At 58.8% G+C, this 19,654-nt stretch carries 15 protein-coding genes; 11 read left to right on the top strand and 4 right to left on the bottom strand.

The window, feature by feature from the left end:
* Positions 1–372: 372 nt before the first annotated feature.
* Both VNZ60_RS24215 and VNZ60_RS24210 read left to right on the top strand, forming a co-directional pair.
* On the top strand, positions 373–1,023 hold the full coding sequence (locus VNZ60_RS24215; RefSeq protein ID WP_325663806.1) for a glutathione S-transferase family protein: 651 nt from the start codon (positions 373–375) through the stop codon (positions 1,021–1,023).
* Between the two features lie 31 nt (positions 1,024–1,054).
* On the top strand, positions 1,055–1,414 hold the full coding sequence (locus VNZ60_RS24210; RefSeq protein ID WP_325663804.1) for a DUF1304 domain-containing protein: 360 nt from the start codon (positions 1,055–1,057) through the stop codon (positions 1,412–1,414).
* 9 nt (positions 1,415–1,423) lie between these two features.
* On the opposite strand, the gene VNZ60_RS24205 is transcribed toward VNZ60_RS24210, so the two are convergent.
* Positions 1,424–1,969 (bottom strand): NADPH-dependent FMN reductase, encoded by a 546-nt coding sequence (locus tag VNZ60_RS24205; protein ID WP_325663803.1) that lies wholly within the window; start codon positions 1,967–1,969, stop codon positions 1,424–1,426.
* A 159-nt stretch (positions 1,970–2,128) separates the two neighbouring features.
* Positions 2,129–2,386, bottom strand: coding sequence for a hypothetical protein (locus VNZ60_RS24200; protein ID WP_325663801.1), 258 nt, complete (start codon positions 2,384–2,386; stop codon positions 2,129–2,131).
* Between the two features lie 372 nt (positions 2,387–2,758).
* On the opposite strand from VNZ60_RS24200, the gene VNZ60_RS24195 reads away from it, so the two are divergent.
* The 7 genes from VNZ60_RS24195 to VNZ60_RS24165 all read left to right on the top strand — a co-directional run bounded on the left by VNZ60_RS24195 (position 2,759) and on the right by VNZ60_RS24165 (position 15,030).
* On the top strand, positions 2,759–4,618 hold the full coding sequence (locus tag VNZ60_RS24195; protein ID WP_325663799.1) for a thiamine pyrophosphate-binding protein: 1,860 nt from the start codon (positions 2,759–2,761) through the stop codon (positions 4,616–4,618).
* 9 nt (positions 4,619–4,627) lie between these two features.
* Positions 4,628–5,377 (top strand): SDR family oxidoreductase, encoded by a 750-nt coding sequence (locus VNZ60_RS24190; RefSeq protein ID WP_325663797.1) that lies wholly within the window; start codon positions 4,628–4,630, stop codon positions 5,375–5,377.
* A gap of 34 nt (positions 5,378–5,411) precedes the next feature.
* Entirely contained in the window at positions 5,412–6,233 is an 822-nt protein-coding gene (locus VNZ60_RS24185) for a citrate synthase family protein (protein ID WP_325663795.1), read from the top strand.
* Complete coding sequence (locus VNZ60_RS24180; RefSeq protein ID WP_325663793.1) at positions 6,230–7,036, top strand: citrate synthase family protein; 807 nt, start codon at positions 6,230–6,232, stop codon at positions 7,034–7,036. The genes VNZ60_RS24185 and VNZ60_RS24180 overlap by 4 nt, the downstream gene beginning before the upstream one ends.
* Before the next feature lie 129 nt (positions 7,037–7,165).
* Positions 7,166–9,277 carry a TonB-dependent receptor plug domain-containing protein gene (locus tag VNZ60_RS24175; protein ID WP_325663791.1) on the top strand — a complete coding sequence of 704 codons (2,112 nt, stop codon included), beginning with the start codon at positions 7,166–7,168 and terminating at the stop codon, positions 9,275–9,277.
* A gap of 64 nt (positions 9,278–9,341) precedes the next feature.
* Positions 9,342–10,418 (top strand): ABC transporter substrate-binding protein, encoded by a 1,077-nt coding sequence (locus VNZ60_RS24170; protein ID WP_325663789.1) that lies wholly within the window; start codon positions 9,342–9,344, stop codon positions 10,416–10,418.
* Between the two features lie 94 nt (positions 10,419–10,512).
* Positions 10,513–15,030 (top strand): EAL domain-containing protein, encoded by a 4,518-nt coding sequence (locus VNZ60_RS24165; protein WP_325663787.1) that lies wholly within the window; start codon positions 10,513–10,515, stop codon positions 15,028–15,030.
* Positions 15,031–15,376: 346 nt separating this feature from the next.
* On the opposite strand, the gene VNZ60_RS24160 is transcribed toward VNZ60_RS24165, so the two are convergent.
* A complete protein-coding gene (locus VNZ60_RS24160) occupies positions 15,377–17,005 on the bottom strand; it encodes a YopJ family acetyltransferase (protein WP_325663786.1) in 1,629 nt (542 codons plus the stop codon).
* Between VNZ60_RS24160 and VNZ60_RS24155 the strand changes: the two genes are divergently transcribed.
* On the top strand, positions 17,004–17,159 hold the full coding sequence (locus VNZ60_RS24155; RefSeq protein WP_325663784.1) for a hypothetical protein: 156 nt from the start codon (positions 17,004–17,006) through the stop codon (positions 17,157–17,159). The two genes, VNZ60_RS24160 and VNZ60_RS24155, sit on opposite strands and share 2 nt — an antisense overlap.
* Before the next feature lie 426 nt (positions 17,160–17,585).
* Here the strand turns inward: VNZ60_RS24155 and VNZ60_RS24150 are convergent, their stop codons facing one another.
* Positions 17,586–18,548, bottom strand: coding sequence for a LysR family transcriptional regulator (locus tag VNZ60_RS24150; protein ID WP_325663782.1), 963 nt, complete (start codon positions 18,546–18,548; stop codon positions 17,586–17,588).
* Positions 18,549–18,781: 233 nt separating this feature from the next.
* Between VNZ60_RS24150 and VNZ60_RS24145 the strand changes: the two genes are divergently transcribed.
* Complete coding sequence (locus VNZ60_RS24145; RefSeq protein WP_325663780.1) at positions 18,782–19,600, top strand: ABC transporter substrate-binding protein; 819 nt, start codon at positions 18,782–18,784, stop codon at positions 19,598–19,600.
* Positions 19,601–19,654 lie beyond the last annotated feature (54 nt).

Raw genomic sequence — 19,654 nt, 5'->3', positions numbered from 1 at the left:
TTCAGTGCTATCGATTGTACGAAGCCAGAGTTGCCAAAATGTGTCGCGTGCATTTGCTTACACTTTTCACATTCCACTTACAGCCAGGAACTGCGTGTCGATTGCGGGCAGGGCGGTATCCTGGCGCGATTTCTCTATGAAGCCGTGGGCTTCCTGCCGCTCAGCGCGATCTCCGCAATGCCAGAATCCGGCTTGCGAATAAATTAATAAATCATGTTTCGGTGCAGTCGGAATAGAGGGTTTCGACTAGCGCAAGCGAAAAATATTATCTGTTTGTTTCCTTATGTGTCGGCAGCGCTTGGGCTATATTATTGAAACATCGTCGAACCACCGCTAAATCCAAGCGCCACTCACAAAAAAACCGGAGACGCCATGACGCTCAGCCGCCGCGTAACGTTTTTCCATTCACCCAATACGCGTTCCACGGGCGCCCGTATCCTGCTCGAAGAACTGGGCGCCGACTATGAACTGCACGCGCTCAACATGAAAGCCGGAGAACAGCGCAAGCCGGCCTATCTGGCGATCAATCCGATGGGCAAAGTGCCAGCGATACGGCATGGCGAAGCGCTGATTGCCGAACAGGTGGCGGTCTTCCTGTATCTGGCCGATCTGTATCAGGACGCCGCGCTGGCGCCGGCGCTGGACGATCCCTTGCGCGGCCCGTATCTGCGCTGGATGGTGTACTACGGTTCTTGTTTCGAACCGGCGCTGGTCGATCGCGCGCAAAAGCACCCGCCGGCGCCACCGTCGATGTGCCCCTACAGCGATTTCGACACCATGTTGAAAACCTTGACCGACCAGCTTGAAAAAGGCCCCTATATCCTCGGCGAAAAATTCAGCGCCGCCGATGTCTTGTGGGGCACCGCGTTGACCTGGACCACCGGTTTCAAGATAGTGCCGATGTCACCGGTGATCAAGGCCTACATCGACCGCGTCAATGCGCGGCCGGCAGTGCAACGCGTCGGCGCGCTGGATGCGGAACTGGCAGCGCAGCACGCCAGGCAAGCCGAAGCCAAAAACTAAAACTTAAAACCTTAAAAAAACGGAGTTCGTCTTGAATACTGTCACCAGCCTGCTGATTGCTTTGGTCGCCTTGTTGCATGTCTATTTTCTGGTGCTTGAAATGTTCTTGTGGGATAAGCCGTTCGGCATCAAGACTTTCAGGCTGACGCCAGAGTTTGCAGCGCAGTCCAAAGCGCTGGCCGCCAATCAGGGTTTGTATAACGGTTTCCTGGCGGCCGGCCTGGCTTGGGGAGTGTGCCTGGGTGCGCCAGGCTGGTCGATCAAGATCTTTTTCCTGGCATGCGTGATCGTCGCCGGCATCTTCGGCGCCATCACCGTCAGCCGCAAGATCTTGTACATACAGGCGGTGCCGGCTGCTATTGCGTTGGGTTTGCTGGTGCTCAGCCGATAATGTTCGTGGTTATCGAGGCTGCGGGCGTGTCGCCAGCACGGCGCCACGCAATGCCAGCAATGCGCTGCGCAGCACTGCGGAAATATCCGGATGTCGAACTATCTCGTCTTCGCTCAGATGCGAACCAAGGATAGGCACCGTGACCGACGCCGCCTCGACAATCCGTGCCGACATCATCGTCACGATTTCCGTTAATGACGCCTGCGCATGCACTGCTCTCGGCGAAGCATTCAGCAACGCCACCGGCTTCAGCACAAAAGCCTCGCAACCCACCATCCAGTCCAGCGCGTTCTTCATCACGCCGGTAATGCCGTGGGCATATTCCGGGCTGGCGATCAGCAAGGCGTCGGCGGCCGTGATCTGTTGACGCAAATCCGCCACAGCCGCAGGATCGCTGGCCTCGATATCGGGATTGAACAACGGTAAATCGCCCAAGCCGCGGTACAGCGTAACGCTGATACCAGCATCGGCCGGCGCCAGACGCGCCACGGCCCGCAGCAGGGCGGAGTTGTGGGAGGCAGCGCGCAGGCTGCCCGAGATGGCGAGGAATTTCATGATGCCTAAAGGAGTTGCACAGAGGCACATTATGCCAACATGCTTGATAGCCTGCTGCCGCTTGGAAAAATGAAAAACCCATGAAAAAACCCGCGCAAACCTGAGTCTGCGCGGGTCTGAAGGCAAGGCTTGCGCCTGGCCGGGCCGGCGATTGCCGGCTTATTGTTTTGCCGGGGCAGGTTGCGCAGCCGGAGCGGACGCATGAGCGGCAGCGGCTTGGTCAGCAGCTTTCTTGTTAGCCATATGGCGGCCGACGATACAACCGCCAACCGCACCGGCCACCGCATGGTGGCCTGCATAGTGGCCGGCTACCCCGCCAACCGCAGCGCCTTTCAAACAGCCTTTGGCATTGGCGCCGGTGGCCGTGCCGGCAAGCGCCAGTGCGCATAACATTGTTGCAATGATTTTCGAGTTCATGGTGTTTCCTTTGAAGGGTGATGGCGTTTGTTTTGACAGCAGCACGTCGTTAACGCAAGCGGCAGGGCAGTCGGTTGACAGCGCCAGGTAAAAAGCTGCCGCTCGCACGGTAACTTGAAGAGTTTTGGTTTTCCATTGGCAGTAACTCATTCGGCGTCAGAAAACACCTGTCATTGTTGATAGGCATCGACACAAGCAGGCAAGCCAATCAGAGATTTGATTATTCGCTTTGCGGTTTGCGAAGAGAGGATTACAATAATTTCCGCGGGGAAATGTTTTCATTCTGCATCGACATGCCCATGACGATGTCCGATGCGCGCCGACTAAGCACAGAAACACAGCAAGCTTCCTGCCACCAAGGGAGATTTCGACATGAGTGCCGATAATTTGCAGGTGTACGACGATATGTCACGCAAGCATCTGGAGCTGCTTTCCGAGCCGCCTATGGAAATAGCAGACCTGCTGCTGGCCTATCTTGACCAAATGGAAGTCGAATATGTCTTCGGCGTTCCCGGCGGTGCCATCGAGCCGCTTTTCAATGCGCTCGCCAGAAGTGGCCGCCGAGGCGGCGTGCGCCACATCCTGGCGCGCCACGAAGCGGGAGCTGCCCACATGGCCGACGGCTATGCCAGGGAAACCGGAAAAATCGGCGTCTGCTGCGCCACTACGGGCCCCGGCGCCACCAACCTGATCACGGGCGTTGCCTGCGCCTACGACAACAATATTCCTATGCTGGTGATCACGGCGCAGTCGGCCTTGCCTACCTTCGGCAAGCATCCGCTACAGGAATCCACTTGTACCGGAATCGATACGCTGGGCATGTTACAGCACTGTACTCACTACAATTCGCTGGTGTCCCACCCGCAGCAGTTCGAGAACAAACTCGTGACTGCCTTGCAGCGCGCCATCAGGGCGCCCATGGGACCAGTGCACTTAAGCATACCGGTGGATGTATTTCGCAGCACCAACACGCAACTGGTTCCCTCCTACGACTTGCGGGCGCTGTTGCAGCCGTCATCGTCGGTTGACGACGAAGCGCTGGCAACACTGCAACTGATGTTGTCCAGGGCAATAAATATGGTTGTGCTGATTGGCGCGGGCTGCGGCGAAGCGATCGGCGCGATCCTCCAGTTCGCCGATTTGACCGGTGCTTCAGTGATTACCACGCCGGACGCCAAGGGCCTGGTGAGTCCCCGCCATCCGCTGTTTCGCGGCGTGTTCGGCTTTGCCGGCCATGCCTCGGCAGAAGCAGCTCTGCGCGACGACTCGGTCGATCTGATCATGGCTCTCGGCACCGGCATGGGTGAATGGAACAGCGGCGGCTGGAACGATAGTCTGCTCAATGAACGGCTGGTGCATATCGACGATTCCGAGGAACACCTGGCCGATACCCCGATGGCGTCCTTTCACATGCGGGGACGCTTACTGTCGATCTTCAACCGCCTGAACAAGCATATGCATGATGTCCGGCGCTCCGGGAATTTCGAATATGAGCAGCGGCGCTTCGTGCGCAAGCAGCATAGCGACAACTGGCAGCCGGATACCATGCTGGCGAGTCCGGACAAATACGAGAGCAGCGCCATACCGATCCTGCCGCAGCGGCTGATGCGCGAACTGGGCCGGCTATTTCCGCCCGCCACCCGCTTTCTCGCCGATACCGGCAATAGTGTTGCCTGGGCCATTCATTATCTGCAGCTCAAGGATCGCCGCATAGCTGAACGGCGGCAAGGCGGCGGCGGCAGCGCGCGCGCGCCGGGGCGCCGCAAGACCTATGGCGGCTGGATCCGGGCCGTCATGAACTTCGCGCCGATGGGCTGGGCCATCGGCGGCGCCATCGGCACCGCCGCCGGCAGTCCGAAAGCGCCGGTGGTATGCATCACCGGCGACGGCAGCTTTCTGATGAATGGCCAGGAAATCTCGGTTGCGGTCGCCGAAAAGCTGTCCATCATCTTTGTCGTCCTCAACGACCAGGCCTTGGGCATGGTCAAGCACGGCCAGCGGCTGGCCGGAGCTGAACGTATCGGCTGCGATTTACCGCCCACCGATTTCGCCGCCCTGGCGCGCGCCATGGGCGCCGAAGCCCATACCATCCGGGCCCCGGAAGATCTGGTCAAGCTGGATATCGCCGCCATGTGCAAGCGCCCAGGGCCAACCTTGCTGGACGTGCTGGTTGATGGCGAAGAGGTGCCGCCAATGAATGTTCGCATGCGTGTTTTAGCCGCCAATCTATAAGGAATCAGAATGGATAAACTCAAAGGCAAGACGGTGTTGATCACCGGCGGTTCGAGCGGCATCGGTTTAGCCAGCGCCAAACTGTTCCTGGAGCACGGCGCCCGGCTGGCGATTACCGGGCGCGACCCGGACGGCTTGGCGCGTGCCCGCGAGGAGCTGGGCAGCGAAACTCTGATCATTCGTAGCGACGCCGGAAATTTAGCCGAAATCGCCACTACGATGCAGCAGGTAGAAAACCATTTCAAGCGCTTGGATGTGTTGTTCGTCAACGCCGGTATCGCTACTGCAGCGCCGATTGAACTGGTGTCCGAAAGCCAGTTCGACGACATCATGGGGATCAACTTCAAGGGGGTATTCTTCACCATCCAGAAAGCCCTGCCGTTGTTCGGCGCCAACGCCTCCATTATCGTCACCACCTCCATCGCTAACCAGTTGGGCGTGCCCAATTTCAGCGTCTACGGCGCCAGCAAGGCCGCCTTGCGCTCTCTGGTGCGATCGCTGGGCCTGGAACTTATCGAGCGCGGAATCCGGATCAATGCGATCAGCCCCGGCCCCATCGCGACTCCCATATTCGATCGCTTCGGCCTGCCGCCAGACATGGCCCAGGAAATAAAAAGCGAGATCGAGCAAAAATCGCCGAGCAAGCGTTTCGGTACTCCGCAAGAGGTGGCCAAGGTTGCCCTGTTCCTTGCTTCTGAGGACTCCGCTTATCTGGTCGGCGAGGAAATTGTTGTCGATGGCGGCATGAGCCTGCTTTAGCAATATCTTTAACTCTGCAACGATAGGGGATCAGATGAGCGGCCATGAAAATCCTAACAACATTCACACCAGCATCTGGCATGAAGAGCCGGAAGCCGACAATCCTTTCGCTGCTGCAGCCTGCTATTGCCGAGGTTACGACGTCTACGGCGACTTGCTTGGCAAAGCCCGCTACATCGAATACCTGTATCTGTTGTTCAAAGGCGAGCGTCCAACGCCGAACGTCATAGCGGCATTGGAAATCCTGGCGGTGGCGCTAGCCAACCCCGGTCCGCGCGACCCCTCGGTGCATGCCGCGATGGCGGCCGGGGTCGGCGGTTCAACTGCCGCCTCGGTGCTGATGGCGGCGCTGGCTGTCGGCGCCGGTTCCTACGGTGGCGCACGCGAAGTCTTCCTGGCTTTGGAGGCATGGAAGAATAACGGCACTGAACTGGCAAGCTGGCGTTCCAGCCTGGCTGATCCGGCTGCGCCGACCCGCCAGCAGGTATGGCCTGAGCCGGAGCATCCCCCTGGCTTCGATCCCTACGGCAAGCAATGCGCCAAGCCGGTGCGCCAGACCCTGGCGCATCTGGTCGAGATCCTGCCGGCAGGGCGTCTGGCGTGGCTGGCGCAGGAGAGGCCAGCGTTGGAAAGCGCCGCCGGCAAGCCGCTGGCAATGACTGGCGTGGCCGCGGCTGCCTTGGCGGATCTGGATTTCTCACCTGCCGAAGGCGAGATGCTGACCCTGCTGCTGCGGCTGCCCGGCGCCGCCGCTCACGCGCTGGAACAAGGCAAGCAAGGTTTTCGCCAATTTCCTTTCTTCGCACTGGATCTCGAAAACGATCCTGGTCCGGCTTTCTCGGAGGGGCACGCATGAACAATACTTTGCTGGATTATGAAGGGCCCTTGCGCACCCGCATGGGCGCATGTTTTCCGGGCGAGCGGGCGGTGTTCCGAGGCCACGATCTGCATGCCGATCTGAAAGACATGGATTGGATCGCACTGTATGCCTTCGGCATTACCGGCCGCCGCTTTTCACCACAGCAAACGACGCTGCTGCATGCTCTTTGGACCTACACCAGCTATCCGGATCCCCGGTTGTGGAACAACCGCGTCGCTGCCTTGGCAGGTAGCGCCCGCAGTACCGGCGCGCTTGGCGTCGCCGCTGCGATTGCAGTTTCAGAAGCCGCCATTTATGGCTGGCAGCCGGAATTCTCCGCGGCGGATTTCCTGGTCCGCGCCCATCAGCGCATGCTTGCGGGAGAGACCTTGCAAGCAATCCTGGAGCAGGAGCTGCAACTGCACAAGCGCATCCTGGGATATGGCCGGCCGGTGGCCTCGCTTCAAGTAGACGAACGCATACCGGCGATTCTGGCCCGTATGGAGCAGGAACAAATAGCGCAGGGGCCGTATCTGCAACTGGCCTTTGCAATAGAGCGAGGCCTGGCCCAGATGGGACGACGCCTGCCGATCAACTACGGCGGCGTAGTCGTGGCGATTCCGCTCGACATGGGATTCTCTCCGCGCGAATGCTATCTGTTCTTGCTGCCTTCATTCATGGCGGGCATGCCTCCCTGTTATCAGGAAGCCAGCCAGCGTCCTGAAGGCGCGACGTTTCCGCTTCGATGTTCCCAACTGCGTTATGAAGGGCCGGCGCGGCGCCTTTGGCAGCAAGGATAATAAAAAGAACAACAAAAAGAACAACAAAGGTTACAGGGTAGGACAGCGGGGAGATTGACAGGAGGCGAGGTGAGGGATGGCGGTCCGGCGTCTCTTGGCGGCATTTGTGTTCCATCAAATGGATCGACAATGAAAAAACACTGGCAATCTCAAATTCCCTGCGCTGCCGTCCTGTGTCTGAGCGCCGCCGTGGCTGGGGCTCAGCAAAATGCTGAAGAAGATGACTTGGCCCTTTCTTACGGCAAGAAGGCTGTCGTCAGCATCGCCACCGGCAGCCAGCAAGACATTTCCCGAGCGCCGGCGGTAGCCTCGGTGATTACCGCCCAGGATATCCAGGCCATGGGCGCAACCAATATGAATCAAGTGCTGGAAAGCGTACCCGGCCTGCATGTCTCCTATTCAGGTTTGTACAACGACCCGATATATTCGTTCCGCGGCATTACCACCCTATACAACCCGCAGACACTGATGCTGCTTAACGGCATCCCCGTCAATGACGCCTTTCTTGGCAACCGTGACCTGGCCTGGGGCGGCGTACCGATCGAACATATTGCCCGCATCGAGGTTATCCGCGGCCCTGGATCTGCGCTGTATGGCGCCGATGCATTCGCCGGAGTCATCAACGTCATCACCAAGACCGCGGCCGAGATTAACGGCACCGAGTATGGCGTGCGGGCCGGATCATTCGGCAGCTACGCCGCGTGGCTCCAGCATGGCGGCAAAATGGGCCCGCTGGACGTGGCCTTCTATCTGGGCGGCGGCCATACCGACGGCGCCAATAAAACGATAGACGCAGACGCCCAAACCAACCTGGATAAGATCTTCGGAACGCATGCCTCGCTGGCCCCCGGCCACGAGCAAATGATGCGCGGCAACCTGGATATGCGGGTCGATGTCGCCTACGAATTATGGCGTTTTCGCGCCGGTTACCAGAACCAGGAAACCGGCACCGGCGTCGGCTTGGCAAGCAGCCTGGATCCCGATGCGCGGGTGAGAGCGCAACGCTGGAATGCCGATCTGACTTACTCCAATCCGAATTTCTCTCGCAATTGGGATGTCACCGCGCAGGCATCGGTGAAGAATGTCAACGAGCTGCAGGCATCGCCGGCAACGGTGCTGTTTCCGCCGGGAGCTTTCGCCGGAGCCTTCCCGAACGGCGTCATCGGCAATCCCGGACACGCTGAACGCGATAGCCAGTTCAGCCTGTCGGGATTCTATACCGGCTTCGACAAGCATCGGATCCGGCTCGGCGCCGGTTACCGGATTGAAGACATGTACCAGACCAGCGAGAGCAAGAATTTCAGGATCGTGGCGGTGCCGGGGGTTGGCGTCGAGTTCGTTCCCTTGGGCAGCATCGTGGATGTAAACGGTACTAGCAGCGTATTCCTGACGCCGCATAAACGCACTGTCAGTTATGCGTTTGTGCAGGATGAGTGGACCCTGGCGAAAGACTGGACCCTGACTTCGGGCGTGCGCGAGGACCATTATTCCGATTTCGGCGGTACGCTCAATCCGCGCCTGGCATTGGTTTGGGATGCTGCTTATAATTTTTCAGTCAAGGCGCTGTATGGCAGCGCTTTCCGGGCGCCGTCATACACCGAGCAATACAGCATCAACAACCCGGTCACGATCGGCAATCCCAGCCTTAAACCGGAAACCATCAACACCCGCGAACTGGCGTTCGCATGGCAGCCCACGCAAACGCTGCAAACCAACCTCAGCTTGTTCTACTACCGCATGCACAACATCATTCAGTTTGTGCCGAATGCCGACCCATCGACCGGTTCCACTGCGCAAAATACCGGCGACCAGACCGGACGCGGCCTGGAACTGGAGGCGATTTGGGACGCCAGCCGCAATCTGCGGCTTACCGGCAACTACTCACTGCAACATTCCACTGACCAGACCACCGGCAAGGATGCCGGCCTGGCGCCGCGTCAACGGCTGTTCGCGCGATCCGACTGGCGCTTTGCGCCGCTCTGGCAGCTGGGCGCCACGGTCAACCATGTGGCCGACCGCAAGCGCCAGCCGGGCGACAACCGGGCGCCGATTGCAGACTATACGACGCTAGATCTGACTTTGAGGAAAGAGAAGGTGATCGGCGACTGGAATGTCAGTGCCACGGTGTTGAATGTATTCAACCGGGACGCCAGGGATCCAAGCTTCGCCCCGGGCAATATTCCTTTTGATCTGCCGCTCCCGGGCCGCACCTTCTATGTACAGTTGCAACACAAGTTGTGAGCCAGTCGTGGTAATCCGCCCCAGCAGAAAGAGATATGCAGCCGCAGCGCGGATCGAGACCGGCTTGATCCTGCTGCTCGCATGTACCCTCGGCCACGCCGGCCAGCAGGAGAGCACATCGCTTGAGGCCGGCAGGCGTGCCGAGACCGTAAAAGAGCAGTTCCAGAATTGGCGTGAAAACCTTGCCGGCGCACCTATGTTGAACCTTGAACCGACGCCGATCATGCTGGCCGCCCTGGACGCCGCGCCAAAGCGACAGGACATCAGCGACAGCAAAGGCGCGATTGCCGTGATTTATCCGGATATCGGCGAACCCTATCGCAGTATCTTTGCCAAGATTATCGAAGGCATCCAGGAGCAAGCCAAGGTGCCGGTAAGTACCTACCCGGTCGGACCGAACAGCAATCCGGCCGAGCTCAGTGCGCAGTTGACGCGTGGCGGCGTCAAGGTAGTGATTGCGCTCGGACGGCAAGGGCTGAAGGCCGTATCCGGGCTGGAGCGGGATATCGCGGTGGTGGTCGGCGGCGTGCTTTCAGTGCCCGAAGGCGATAGCCGCAACCTGACCGGCATCAGCCTGACACCCGACCCGGCCCTGCTGTTCGCGCTCCTGAAAAAACTGTTGCCAGGGATAAAAAGAATCACCGTAGTCTACGATCCGCAGCACAACGATTGGTTAATCAAACTGGCGCGCGAAGCAGCCAAGGCCCTAAGCATCGACCTGGTGATGCATGAAGCGCACGATCTGGCCTCGGCGGCGCATTTGTACGAAGCCGCTTTTGCCACAGCCGATAGCCGGACTGACGCCATCTGGCTGCTGCAGGACGCTACCACGGTGGACGAGGACACGATTTTGCCGCTGGTCCTGAAGGAATCCTGGAGCCGTGGCGTGCCGGTCTTTTCCAGCAGCTTCCTGCACGTCAGGAAGGGCGCTCTGTTTGCCTTGTATCCGAACAACCTGGGGTTGGGCCACGACCTGGCTATCACTGCTCTCGGCGTGCTCGCGGGAGAACCCCGCAAGCGTGGCGTGTCACCGTTGCGCGAGGTGCTCACGGCGGTGAATGTGCGTACCGCCAGCCACATTGGTTTGAACATCGACTATCGGTTGCAGCGCAGTTTTGATTTTATTTTTCCGGAGCCTTGATGCACGAAATGCGTTCTTATCATGGTATGCAGATGTAAAACGCGCGGCCGTCCAGTACGCGACGGCTCCTTTTTCACATTTTTTTGAGCCCATCATGTTGCAGGCCTATTTGCGCCGTACCGGATTCCGCCGCCAGCTGATGGCGATCGTCACTGTCTCGATCCTGGGCCTGGCGCTGTTCTCGTCTTTGATGAACTCGTGGGAAACCAGCCGCCGCATGCGCGGCTATCTGATCGAGCAAGGCCGCCATATTGCCGAGAACCTGGCGCGCCAGAGCACCCTGGCTCTGCTCTACCACTCTGCCGACAATGTGCGTGAAGAGGTCGCCACCTCGCTCGCGTTTCCAGACGTGCTCCAGGTAGAGATCACCGATGCCGACCATAAGGTCCTGCTGTCAGAAACCAAGCCAGGCGCGAGAGTCACCCCGAATCATGGATTGCCGCCGGACGGCGTCCCGACCCAAGCCATGCTGGAACAGGAAACCGAGAATGAATGGCGGTTCGGCGCACCGGTCTACCAGGGCCATCAAGGGGCGTCGCCGTTCGAAGTGCAGGAACTCAAGCCGCAACTTCTTGGCTATGTCCATATCGTTCTCGGCAAGGAAACCGTGAGTCGTCTGGTGCTATCGCTGCTGCTCGTCAATCTGGCCATTACGCTCTCCTTCGCTCTTATCCTGCTGGGAGTCATGCGTCTGCTGGCACGCCATTTGATTCGGCCATTGAACGCCTTGTCGGCTCTGATGGGGCGCGCCGAAGCCGGCGAGTCTGGCATGCGCGCCGCGCCGGAGGGGCCGCGCGACCTTATCGACATGGCCCAAGCCTTCAATAAAATGATGGCAGTGCTGGAAGAGCGGGAAACGGAATTGAAACAGTCGCGCGACCAGGCGCTGCACGCGGCGATGATGAAGGCGCAATTCGCCGCCACCGTCAGCCATGAAGTGCGTACTCCTTTGACCGGCGTGGTGGGCATGCTCGACATGCTCAAGGAAATGCGTCTCACCAAACCGCAGCAGGAATGCGTCGAAGTGGCCTGGAACTCAGCCCACACACTGATCGATTTAATCAACGACATTCTTGATTTCTCCAAGATCGACGCCAACAAGCTGGTATTGGAGAAAATCGACTTCGATTTGCGCAAACTGGTGGAGGAAATTCTCGACCTGCTGGCCAAGCAAGCGCAGCAAAAGGGACTAGAGCTGGGCTACCTGCTGGCGCCCGACGTGCCCGATCGGATCAAAGGCGATTCGATGCGCCTGCGGCAAGTGTTGATCAACCTGGTCGGTAATGCCTTGAAGTTCACCGAGCAAGGCGAGGTCGCGGTACGCATTTCGTGCGTCGAGGACAGCGGCGCAGGCTTCGGCCTGCGCGTCGAGGTGAGCGACACCGGCATCGGCATGGACCAGGACGCGGCTCGGCATGTGTTCGAATCGTTCGCCCAGGCTGACACCGCCATTGCCCGCAAATACGGCGGCACCGGGCTCGGCCTGGCAATTTGCAAGCAGCTGGTGGAACTTATGGGCGGCGAGATCGGCGTCGTCAGCCAACCCGGACAAGGATCCACCTTCTGGTTCACGATTATCTGCGAAGCGGACGAATCGGGTGCGAATTTGGGCGCGAATTTGGGTGAAATACAGCCCCTGACCACCGCGGAACACGCCTTGTCCGGAATGCGGGTGCTGGTGGCGGAAGAAAGCGAAGTCGTACGCAGCTTCCTGGAGCAAAGCCTGACGCGGCATGGGATGCAGTGCCGTACCGTCCGCAGCGCTGCCGAGCTGATGGCAGAACTGGAGCACAGCAAGCATGCACCCTACGCATTGGTCATCGTCGATCGCAATACGCTTGGAGGCAAGGGCGCGGATCTGGATGTGGCCCTGGCCCGGCATATCCGCTCCGATCCGGCGCTGTCGCCGACCCGCCTGTTGCTGTTAGAGCGCTACGGTTCTCCGAAGAGTGACAAACCTCTGGAAGCCGACGGCCATCTGGGCAAACCGCTACGCTTGAATCGTCTGTTGGACGCGATCCGGAATCTATTGCCAGGCGGGCCAATCGCCGCTGCCGAGCCGCCTGCGATCCAACTGCCCGGCAAGCTGCCTGACGCAGCCAGGGAATATCGGGTACTGGTAGTTGATGACAATCGCACCAATCAGGTGGTGGCCAGCGGCATGCTGGTCACCAGCGGCTGCCAGTGCGAATCCGCCTCCAACGGCTGGGAGGCAATCGAAGCCGTTCAGCGCAGTCGTTTCGACCTGATTCTCATGGATTGCAATATGCCGGAGATGGACGGTTACGAGGTCACTTCGCGCATCCGCAATTTTGAAGAACCGGAAGGGCGGCGCACGCCCATCGTCGCCATGACTGCCAATACCCAAGCCGGCGATGTCGAAAAATGCCTGGCCGCGGGCATGGACGATTATCTGGCAAAACCCATCACATTGATTGAGTTGCGGCGCAAGCTGGAGCGCTGGCTGATGCAGGGTCCCGCCGATACCGCGCCGGCGTTGCCTGGGGTATCGATGGCTGGCCTGGCCGAGAACGGCTACAGCCCGCTTGACCTGGTTGTATTCGACAAGCTGCGGGAAGTGCTGGGGCCCGCTTTGCAACAGGCAGTGACGCCGTACCTGGAAGATACACCGGCCTACCTGGATCAACTGGAACAGGCAGTCAATCGGAAAGATGCAGAATCGGCCCGGGCCGCGGCGCATACCATCAAGGGCAGCAGCGGCAACCTGGGCGCCGCCAGCATGGCGCAATTGGCCAAGGAAGCAGAGGAGCTGGCGTTCAACCAGCAGATCGATGAAATCGGCTCCCTGCTGCCGCAGTTGCGTTCAGCCTTCGACAATGTCGCGGCACTGCTTTACGGCGAGGTGTATGACGAAAACTATCGCAGCGCCAAACCGGTGGAAGGGAGCGCCCTGGTGCTGGTGGTGGACGATGATCGCAGCACCCGCAGCGCATTGCGCTATACCCTGCTAAGGGACGGCTTCCGGGTGGCAGAGGCTGAAAATGGCGCCCAAGCCCTGCGCGTGCTCAAACGCATACAGCCAGAGGTGATCCTGATGGATGCGGTGATGCCGGTGATGGACGGCTTCACCGCCTGCGCCCGGTTGCAGGAGTTGCCCACGCATCAACACATCCCGGTGCTGATGATTACCGGCCTGGAAGACAATCTTTCGGTAGAGCGGGCGTTCACTGCCGGCGCCAGCGACTATATCCCCAAGCCGATCCACTTCGCAGTCCTGTCGCAGCGGGTGCGGCGCATCGTCGAGGCCAACCGGGCGGAGAAACGGGTACGCGACCTGGCCTTCAGAGACTCCTTGACCGGTTTGCCGAACCGAGCCATGTTCTTCGATCAGCTAAAGCGCAGCGTCGAGCATGCCAGACAGAGCGGCGAAACGGTGGCGGTACTGTTCCTCGACCTGGATCGCTTCAAATATGTGAACGACACCCTCGGTCACGATGTCGGCGATCAGCTGTTGATATTGGTAGCGCAGCGAATCCAGCGCAGCGTGCGCATCGTCGACTGCGTGGCGCGCCTGGGTGGCGACGAATTCACCGTGGTGCTGGCCGACATGACAGCCCCCAATGGCGCCAGCACCGTCGCCCAGAACATCTGTAATTCTCTGTCCGGGCCGTTTGCCATCGACGGCCACGCGATCTTCGTCAGCGCCAGCATCGGCATCTCGCTCTATCCGCTGGACGGCGCCGACGTCGGAACCTTGCTGCAGCACGCCGATACCGCCATGTATCGCGCCAAGAAAACCGGTTCCGGTTTCAAATTCTTCGAAGCGTCGATGGAAGCAGCGATTTCCGAAAAAATGCGCATGGAGAGCGACCTGCGGGAAGCGTTGAACCGGCAGGAACTGGAAGTTTACTATCAGCCGCAAGTGCGATTCGATACCCATCAGATCGTCGGCATGGAAGCGTTGGTGCGTTGGCATCATCCAACGCGCGGCATGGTCGGGCCAAGAGAATTCATTCCGCTGGCTGAAGAGACTGACCTGATCAGCGTCATCGGCGCATGGGTTCTGCGCACCGCCTGCACCCAGCTGCAGCATTGGATCAAATCCGGCATGCCGGCCATGCGGATGGCGGTGAATTTTTCGGTGCGCCAGCTGCAGAACGATTTCACCACCACAGTGGAAGGCGTCTTGGCGGAAATCGGGCTGCCGCCGGAATTGCTGGAGCTGGAAATCACCGAGAGCACTCTCATGGAAAATGCCGAAGACAACTTGCAGGCCTTGCACCGGCTGCATAGCCTCGGGGTACGGCTGACGATCGACGATTTCGGCACAGGTTATTCCTCCCTCGCTTACCTGAAACGCTTCCCGGTCGACACCATCAAGATCGATCAATCTTTCGTGCACGACGTACCCCAGGATCTGGATGATTCCGCCATCGTCAAAAGTATTATCGCGCTGGCCCACAGCTTGCGCCTGGAAGTGGTGGCCGAGGGGGTGGAGAGCGAGTCGCAACTCAACTTCCTGAAAGACATTTCCTGCGACCTGATGCAAGGTTATTACTTTGGGATGCCAATGCCGGCCAAGCAGTTCGCCCAATTCGTCATGCACTGGGACGGCGTTCCATTGCCGGAAGTCCAGAACCCTGGAATATGACCGTATCCCTGGCCGCCGAGACGACTATTGAGAGTTTCGTCATTCATGGCATCGCCACGGCGAGAGTCATCTGGGGGCAGAGTCAACGGGGTTAGTCAATTTCTGCAGCGCTTCATCGCGAAACTTGACTCTGACCCCACATGACGGATTCGGAGAAAGACAGGGCGCACAACGCGGTTTTGTTCTTTTTAACCATGAGGCCGGTACTCCGTGGCCCGCTAAGTGGGGTCAGAGTGAAGTTTCTGCAAAAAGCGCGCAGAAAGTTCACTCTGACCCCAGTTAGCCGCGTTTGTTAAGCGCAACCGGGCATGGGCATTGTCTGGCGTCCGGGATGTGATATCCAAGATCAGGACTTCGACGCCAGCGAACGCTCGAAATGGCCGATTGCAGCGCGGTATATCTCAATTTGGTCGATCAGCAGATCGTCGCCATCCTCTGTTGCTTCGATCAGCGGATCGCCGTTATCCTTCAGATAGAGCAAGGCGGCGGTGCCGGGTTCTTTTGCGACTTGAACCAGTGCTTCGCTATGCAGTTGCGCTACGCGTGGGTCATCTTTCATGCCTATCGCCGCCAGTAGCGTGGACAGCGCGCTGTTTGGGGCAAGGGCCGGAGCGCTGAAATACGTCACCCAAAGCTTGCTTGAGCGCGTATCCCCAGTGTCATGCAATATCTGCTGCAAGCGTTGATCGAGCACAATGGATAGGTTTTGCCAGTGCTCGCGCGGCAACGGCGATTCTGTGCCATCGAGTACTGCAATGGAGACATGCGCGGTGTTTTCCGGATTGTGGCGGGCGGAAAGCGCGGCATGATGACCGTCGAAATCGAGTGTCGCTTGCCAGCCGGCGGCGTTGCGCACCCCGTCTGCAAGGAAACCCGATAAGTCCGCTATGGCAGCGCTATCCCGTTCCGCGAGCTTCGGCACTTCTATCTTATGTGCGGACAGGTGCAGTTGCGGGTCCATCGCATTTTCTACAGCGATAAGCAAGTCGAGGAACTCGGCATCGCGCGGCGCCGGCAGTGCGGCCTTTCCCTTGTAAGCGCGCTGCAGATCGTGCAGGTAGGCCCGCATTTCTTTGACCTGTGCAGCAACGATTGCCGGGGCTGCCACGGTTTCGATATGCCGTATCGCCTGCGCGTACATGTTGAGGCGCTTCTTTTCGTAAGAGCCGCTGTAAATAGAAGGAAAAGAAAAGCGAGAAGACGGTTTGTGCTCGGCAAGATGATCCGCTTGCCGTTCACGCAGCGTCTGCTGCTGTTTATTGATCGGCTCGTCTGCCAGATCGGGACGGGCCTCCAGCAGTGCATCCATACTGGATTTCAACGTCATGTGCTTGAAGAAGCGCGGCCCGAGAAGCTTGTCGCCGCTGTGTTCGTGCACGGTAAAATCCCTGGGTTCAACGGCTGCCTGGGTCAGCGCTTCCTCATGTACCTGGCCGATGCCGGGGTCGCCGGGCATTTCTCTTGCGGCCGCGATCGCGAAAATGGCGCTGCCTTCATCGGTCTTCTGAATTGAAGTATTCAGGCAATTGACCAAGACCTTTGCCTGGCGCGGCTTGCCGGCTTCGTCCAATGCTTCGTTCAGGTGGTCGACCAGCGTACTTGCGACCATCTTCCAATCTCTTGAATCCTCGTGCGCGCTGCTAACAACGACAAGCGACACATGCATGGGTCGCTTCGGGTCATGCTTTGCCGAGAGCGCGACCTCGAACCCGTTCATGCTGACGATGGCATGCCAGGCATCGGGCTGGTGCATCCCCGCAACCAGTCGACGCGCAAGATCAATGGCTGCGGAGGGATCGTCTCCTTTGCTGAGACGTTTGTAGTCGATGGTATGAGAGCTTAAATTGAGCTTGGGATCACGCGCATTTTCCACCGCAACCAGCAGATCCAAAAATTGTGCATCACGGCGCTTCGATGGCCGCAGTTCGACCTTCGCCGCATAGGCGGCATGCAAGTCCGCGAGATAGCCTTTCATGTCGGCAATCCGCTCGCGGATGTCAGGCGCGCTTGCCACTGCGGCCAGAGCGCCGGTACGGGTGAGTAGCCGTGCCGGCTGCTGGCTGGATAGTCTGGGCGATGCAGGTTTGCCCGGCGGCGCCCGGCGCTTTGCACTGCTTGCCGATCCATGACCCGTCGCCGTTGCTTCACCGGACGTGGTTGCCGACCATGAGCGCAGGCCGCTTAACGGCGATTGCGTGGCGGGGCGGGGAGTTGCTCGCGCAGCACCCTCTGTGGCGGGCGCAGCAAGTCGTCCGCCGCGGGGGTCTGCATCTTTGTCTGGAAATGATACCTGGTCGAAAGATGCTGAGCTCCAGCTCGGTGTAGTCGTTGCCTTCATCGCAGTGCCAAGCCCAAAAATTGCTATTCTCCTGGGCGTCGACGTCTGCCAGGCTTGCATGAGCGAAGAGATGCAGCCGGACGCGAACGCAGTCTTCGAGCAATTTATCGTTTCTTCGAACCTCGGCTAATGCCGCAGCACATTTCCGCATCAATTAAGCATGGCGTCCAGATCCTCGGAGAGTTCTTTGAGAGGCGACACGGATTGTTAGCAGAGCCTAGAACAAATCGACCCCGGATCTCCCTGTCGTCTTGCTGCTGACACCGTCAATAACTGCCTCATCCGTCTGAAATAAATCAGAGAAGTCGCAACACTCCTGCGCCAGCATGATGATCGAGGAAATGAATACGCTTTTGCGCTCGCCTCGGTACATGGCGACATATGAAATTTCCGGCAGGGCAGGGGAAGTTTGCACCACTTCAAGCGCTCCTCGCTCTACCAGCGAGCTCAGGCATTGCTGCGGCAGGTAGCTGATCCCCAGCCCCGATACGGTCAGCCCGATCAGGGCAACCAGGCTGTTGCAACTGATGGAATTGGCCGCTGAAATGGTCTGCGATTTGAGCCACCTGTCATAAATGATGCCGGTTCCGGACATATTGCCCTGGGTCAGGATAGTGTATGAAGCCAGCTCATGCATGCGCAATACGCGTGAGACAGGCAGCAAGCCGGGCTTGCACATCCAGACACTCTTCACCATGGCCAGCGGGATCAGGGAAAACCTGGCTTCCGCAAAGGCGTCTGGAGTGATGATGATGTCGACCTCGTCGGCCAGCAGCTTGTCGCGCAGATTCACGCTCAGATCGACATCCGGCTCTATCACCACCTTGGGATAGTGCGCCCGCACCAGGCGCACCAAACGAGGGAGCCAGGTCATGGCTGTCAACTCGGTGACGCCGATGCGCAAGCGTCTCTCCACGATTTCCGGGGTGCTGAACTGTTCGATCGCCAAATCCCGCTGCTCCAGCAGGCGCTTGGCGATGAGCAGCATTTCCTCGCCTTTTTCCGACAAGCGCGCTTGCCGATGGTTGCGGTCGAACAGCTCCGTGCTGAGCGCGGCTTCAAGCTCTTTTACACGCTTGGAGATGGCGGATTGGGTGGTGTTGAGATGCCTGGAAGCGGCGTCAAAGCCGCCCAGCTCGGCGATCCAGTAGATTGCTTCCAGTTGCTTGAAAGAAAACATGATTGCGCATCTCCTGAATTCAACGCTGCCGATGAAGGATAATACATCACTTAAAGCGATGCTAACTCATAATTAAATATCGCTTTTTTTAATTATTGAGACCTTTTATTATTCTCAAAACGGGCTGCAAACCGGCTATAAAGCGGACTACAAACAACGCCGCCGGTTCTGCTGTCGGCAGCTGTTGTTGATTGATTACTAAACGAATTCACCCAACCGGAACAGGAGACACCATGTTTAACATTAAAAGAGCCGCATCCATCGCCGCCGTGCTACTGCTTGTCAGTGCTTCGGCAGCGGCAGACCAGCTGGCCGATATCAAGCAGAAGGGGGTACTGGTATGCGGCACGCTTGGCACCGCTGAACCATTCAGTTTTCCCAACCCGGCCACCCGTGAAGTGCAGGGCTACGACGTGGATTTTTGCAAGGCCGTGGCTAAGAGCCTGGGCGTGAAGCTTGAGCTGAAACTGATCTCGGTAGCCGCCCGCATCCCCGAACTGCAGCAGAACCGCATAGACGTGCTCGCCGCCAATCTCGGCTGGACTGCCGAGCGCGCTCAACAAATCGCCTATAGCGATAGTTACTACGTCAGCCTGACCAAGGTTGCTACCAAACGCTCCGACGGCTACAAAAAGCCGGCAGACCTGGCCGGCAAGCGCGTCAGCGCGCCCAAAGGCTCAACCTCCGAAATGGCGGTGCGCTCGGCTATTCCGACGGCGACCACCGTCACCTTCCAAGATCCTCCGGCAGCCTTTCTGGCGATGCAGCAAGGCAAGGTTGACGGCTTTGCCGTTTCTGAATTGATGCTGCTTAAATTCAAGCAGCAAACCGAAGCCACTACCCCTATCGACATCCTCGAACCAGCCGTGCTCAACGAAGCATGGGGAATCGGCATGCGCAAGGAAGAGAGCGGGCTCATCAAACAGGTAAACAACGTGCTTGAATCGATGGAGAAATCCGGCGAGGCCGCGCAGATATTCGACAAATGGCTGGGCGCCAATTCCCCTTACAAGCTGCACCGCGGTTTCAAGATCGAGCCAATCAAGGGCTAACAATACATCGCCCCTGTCACCTGCTGCGCTGGGAAGGATAGGGGCATGTCAATT

Source organism: Collimonas sp., from assembly GCF_035566375.1.
Taxonomy (GTDB): Bacteria; Pseudomonadota; Gammaproteobacteria; order Burkholderiales; family Burkholderiaceae_D; genus Collimonas.
Note: the sequence above shows the minus strand (reverse complement) of the source record. Positions and strands in the feature narration are given on the sequence as shown.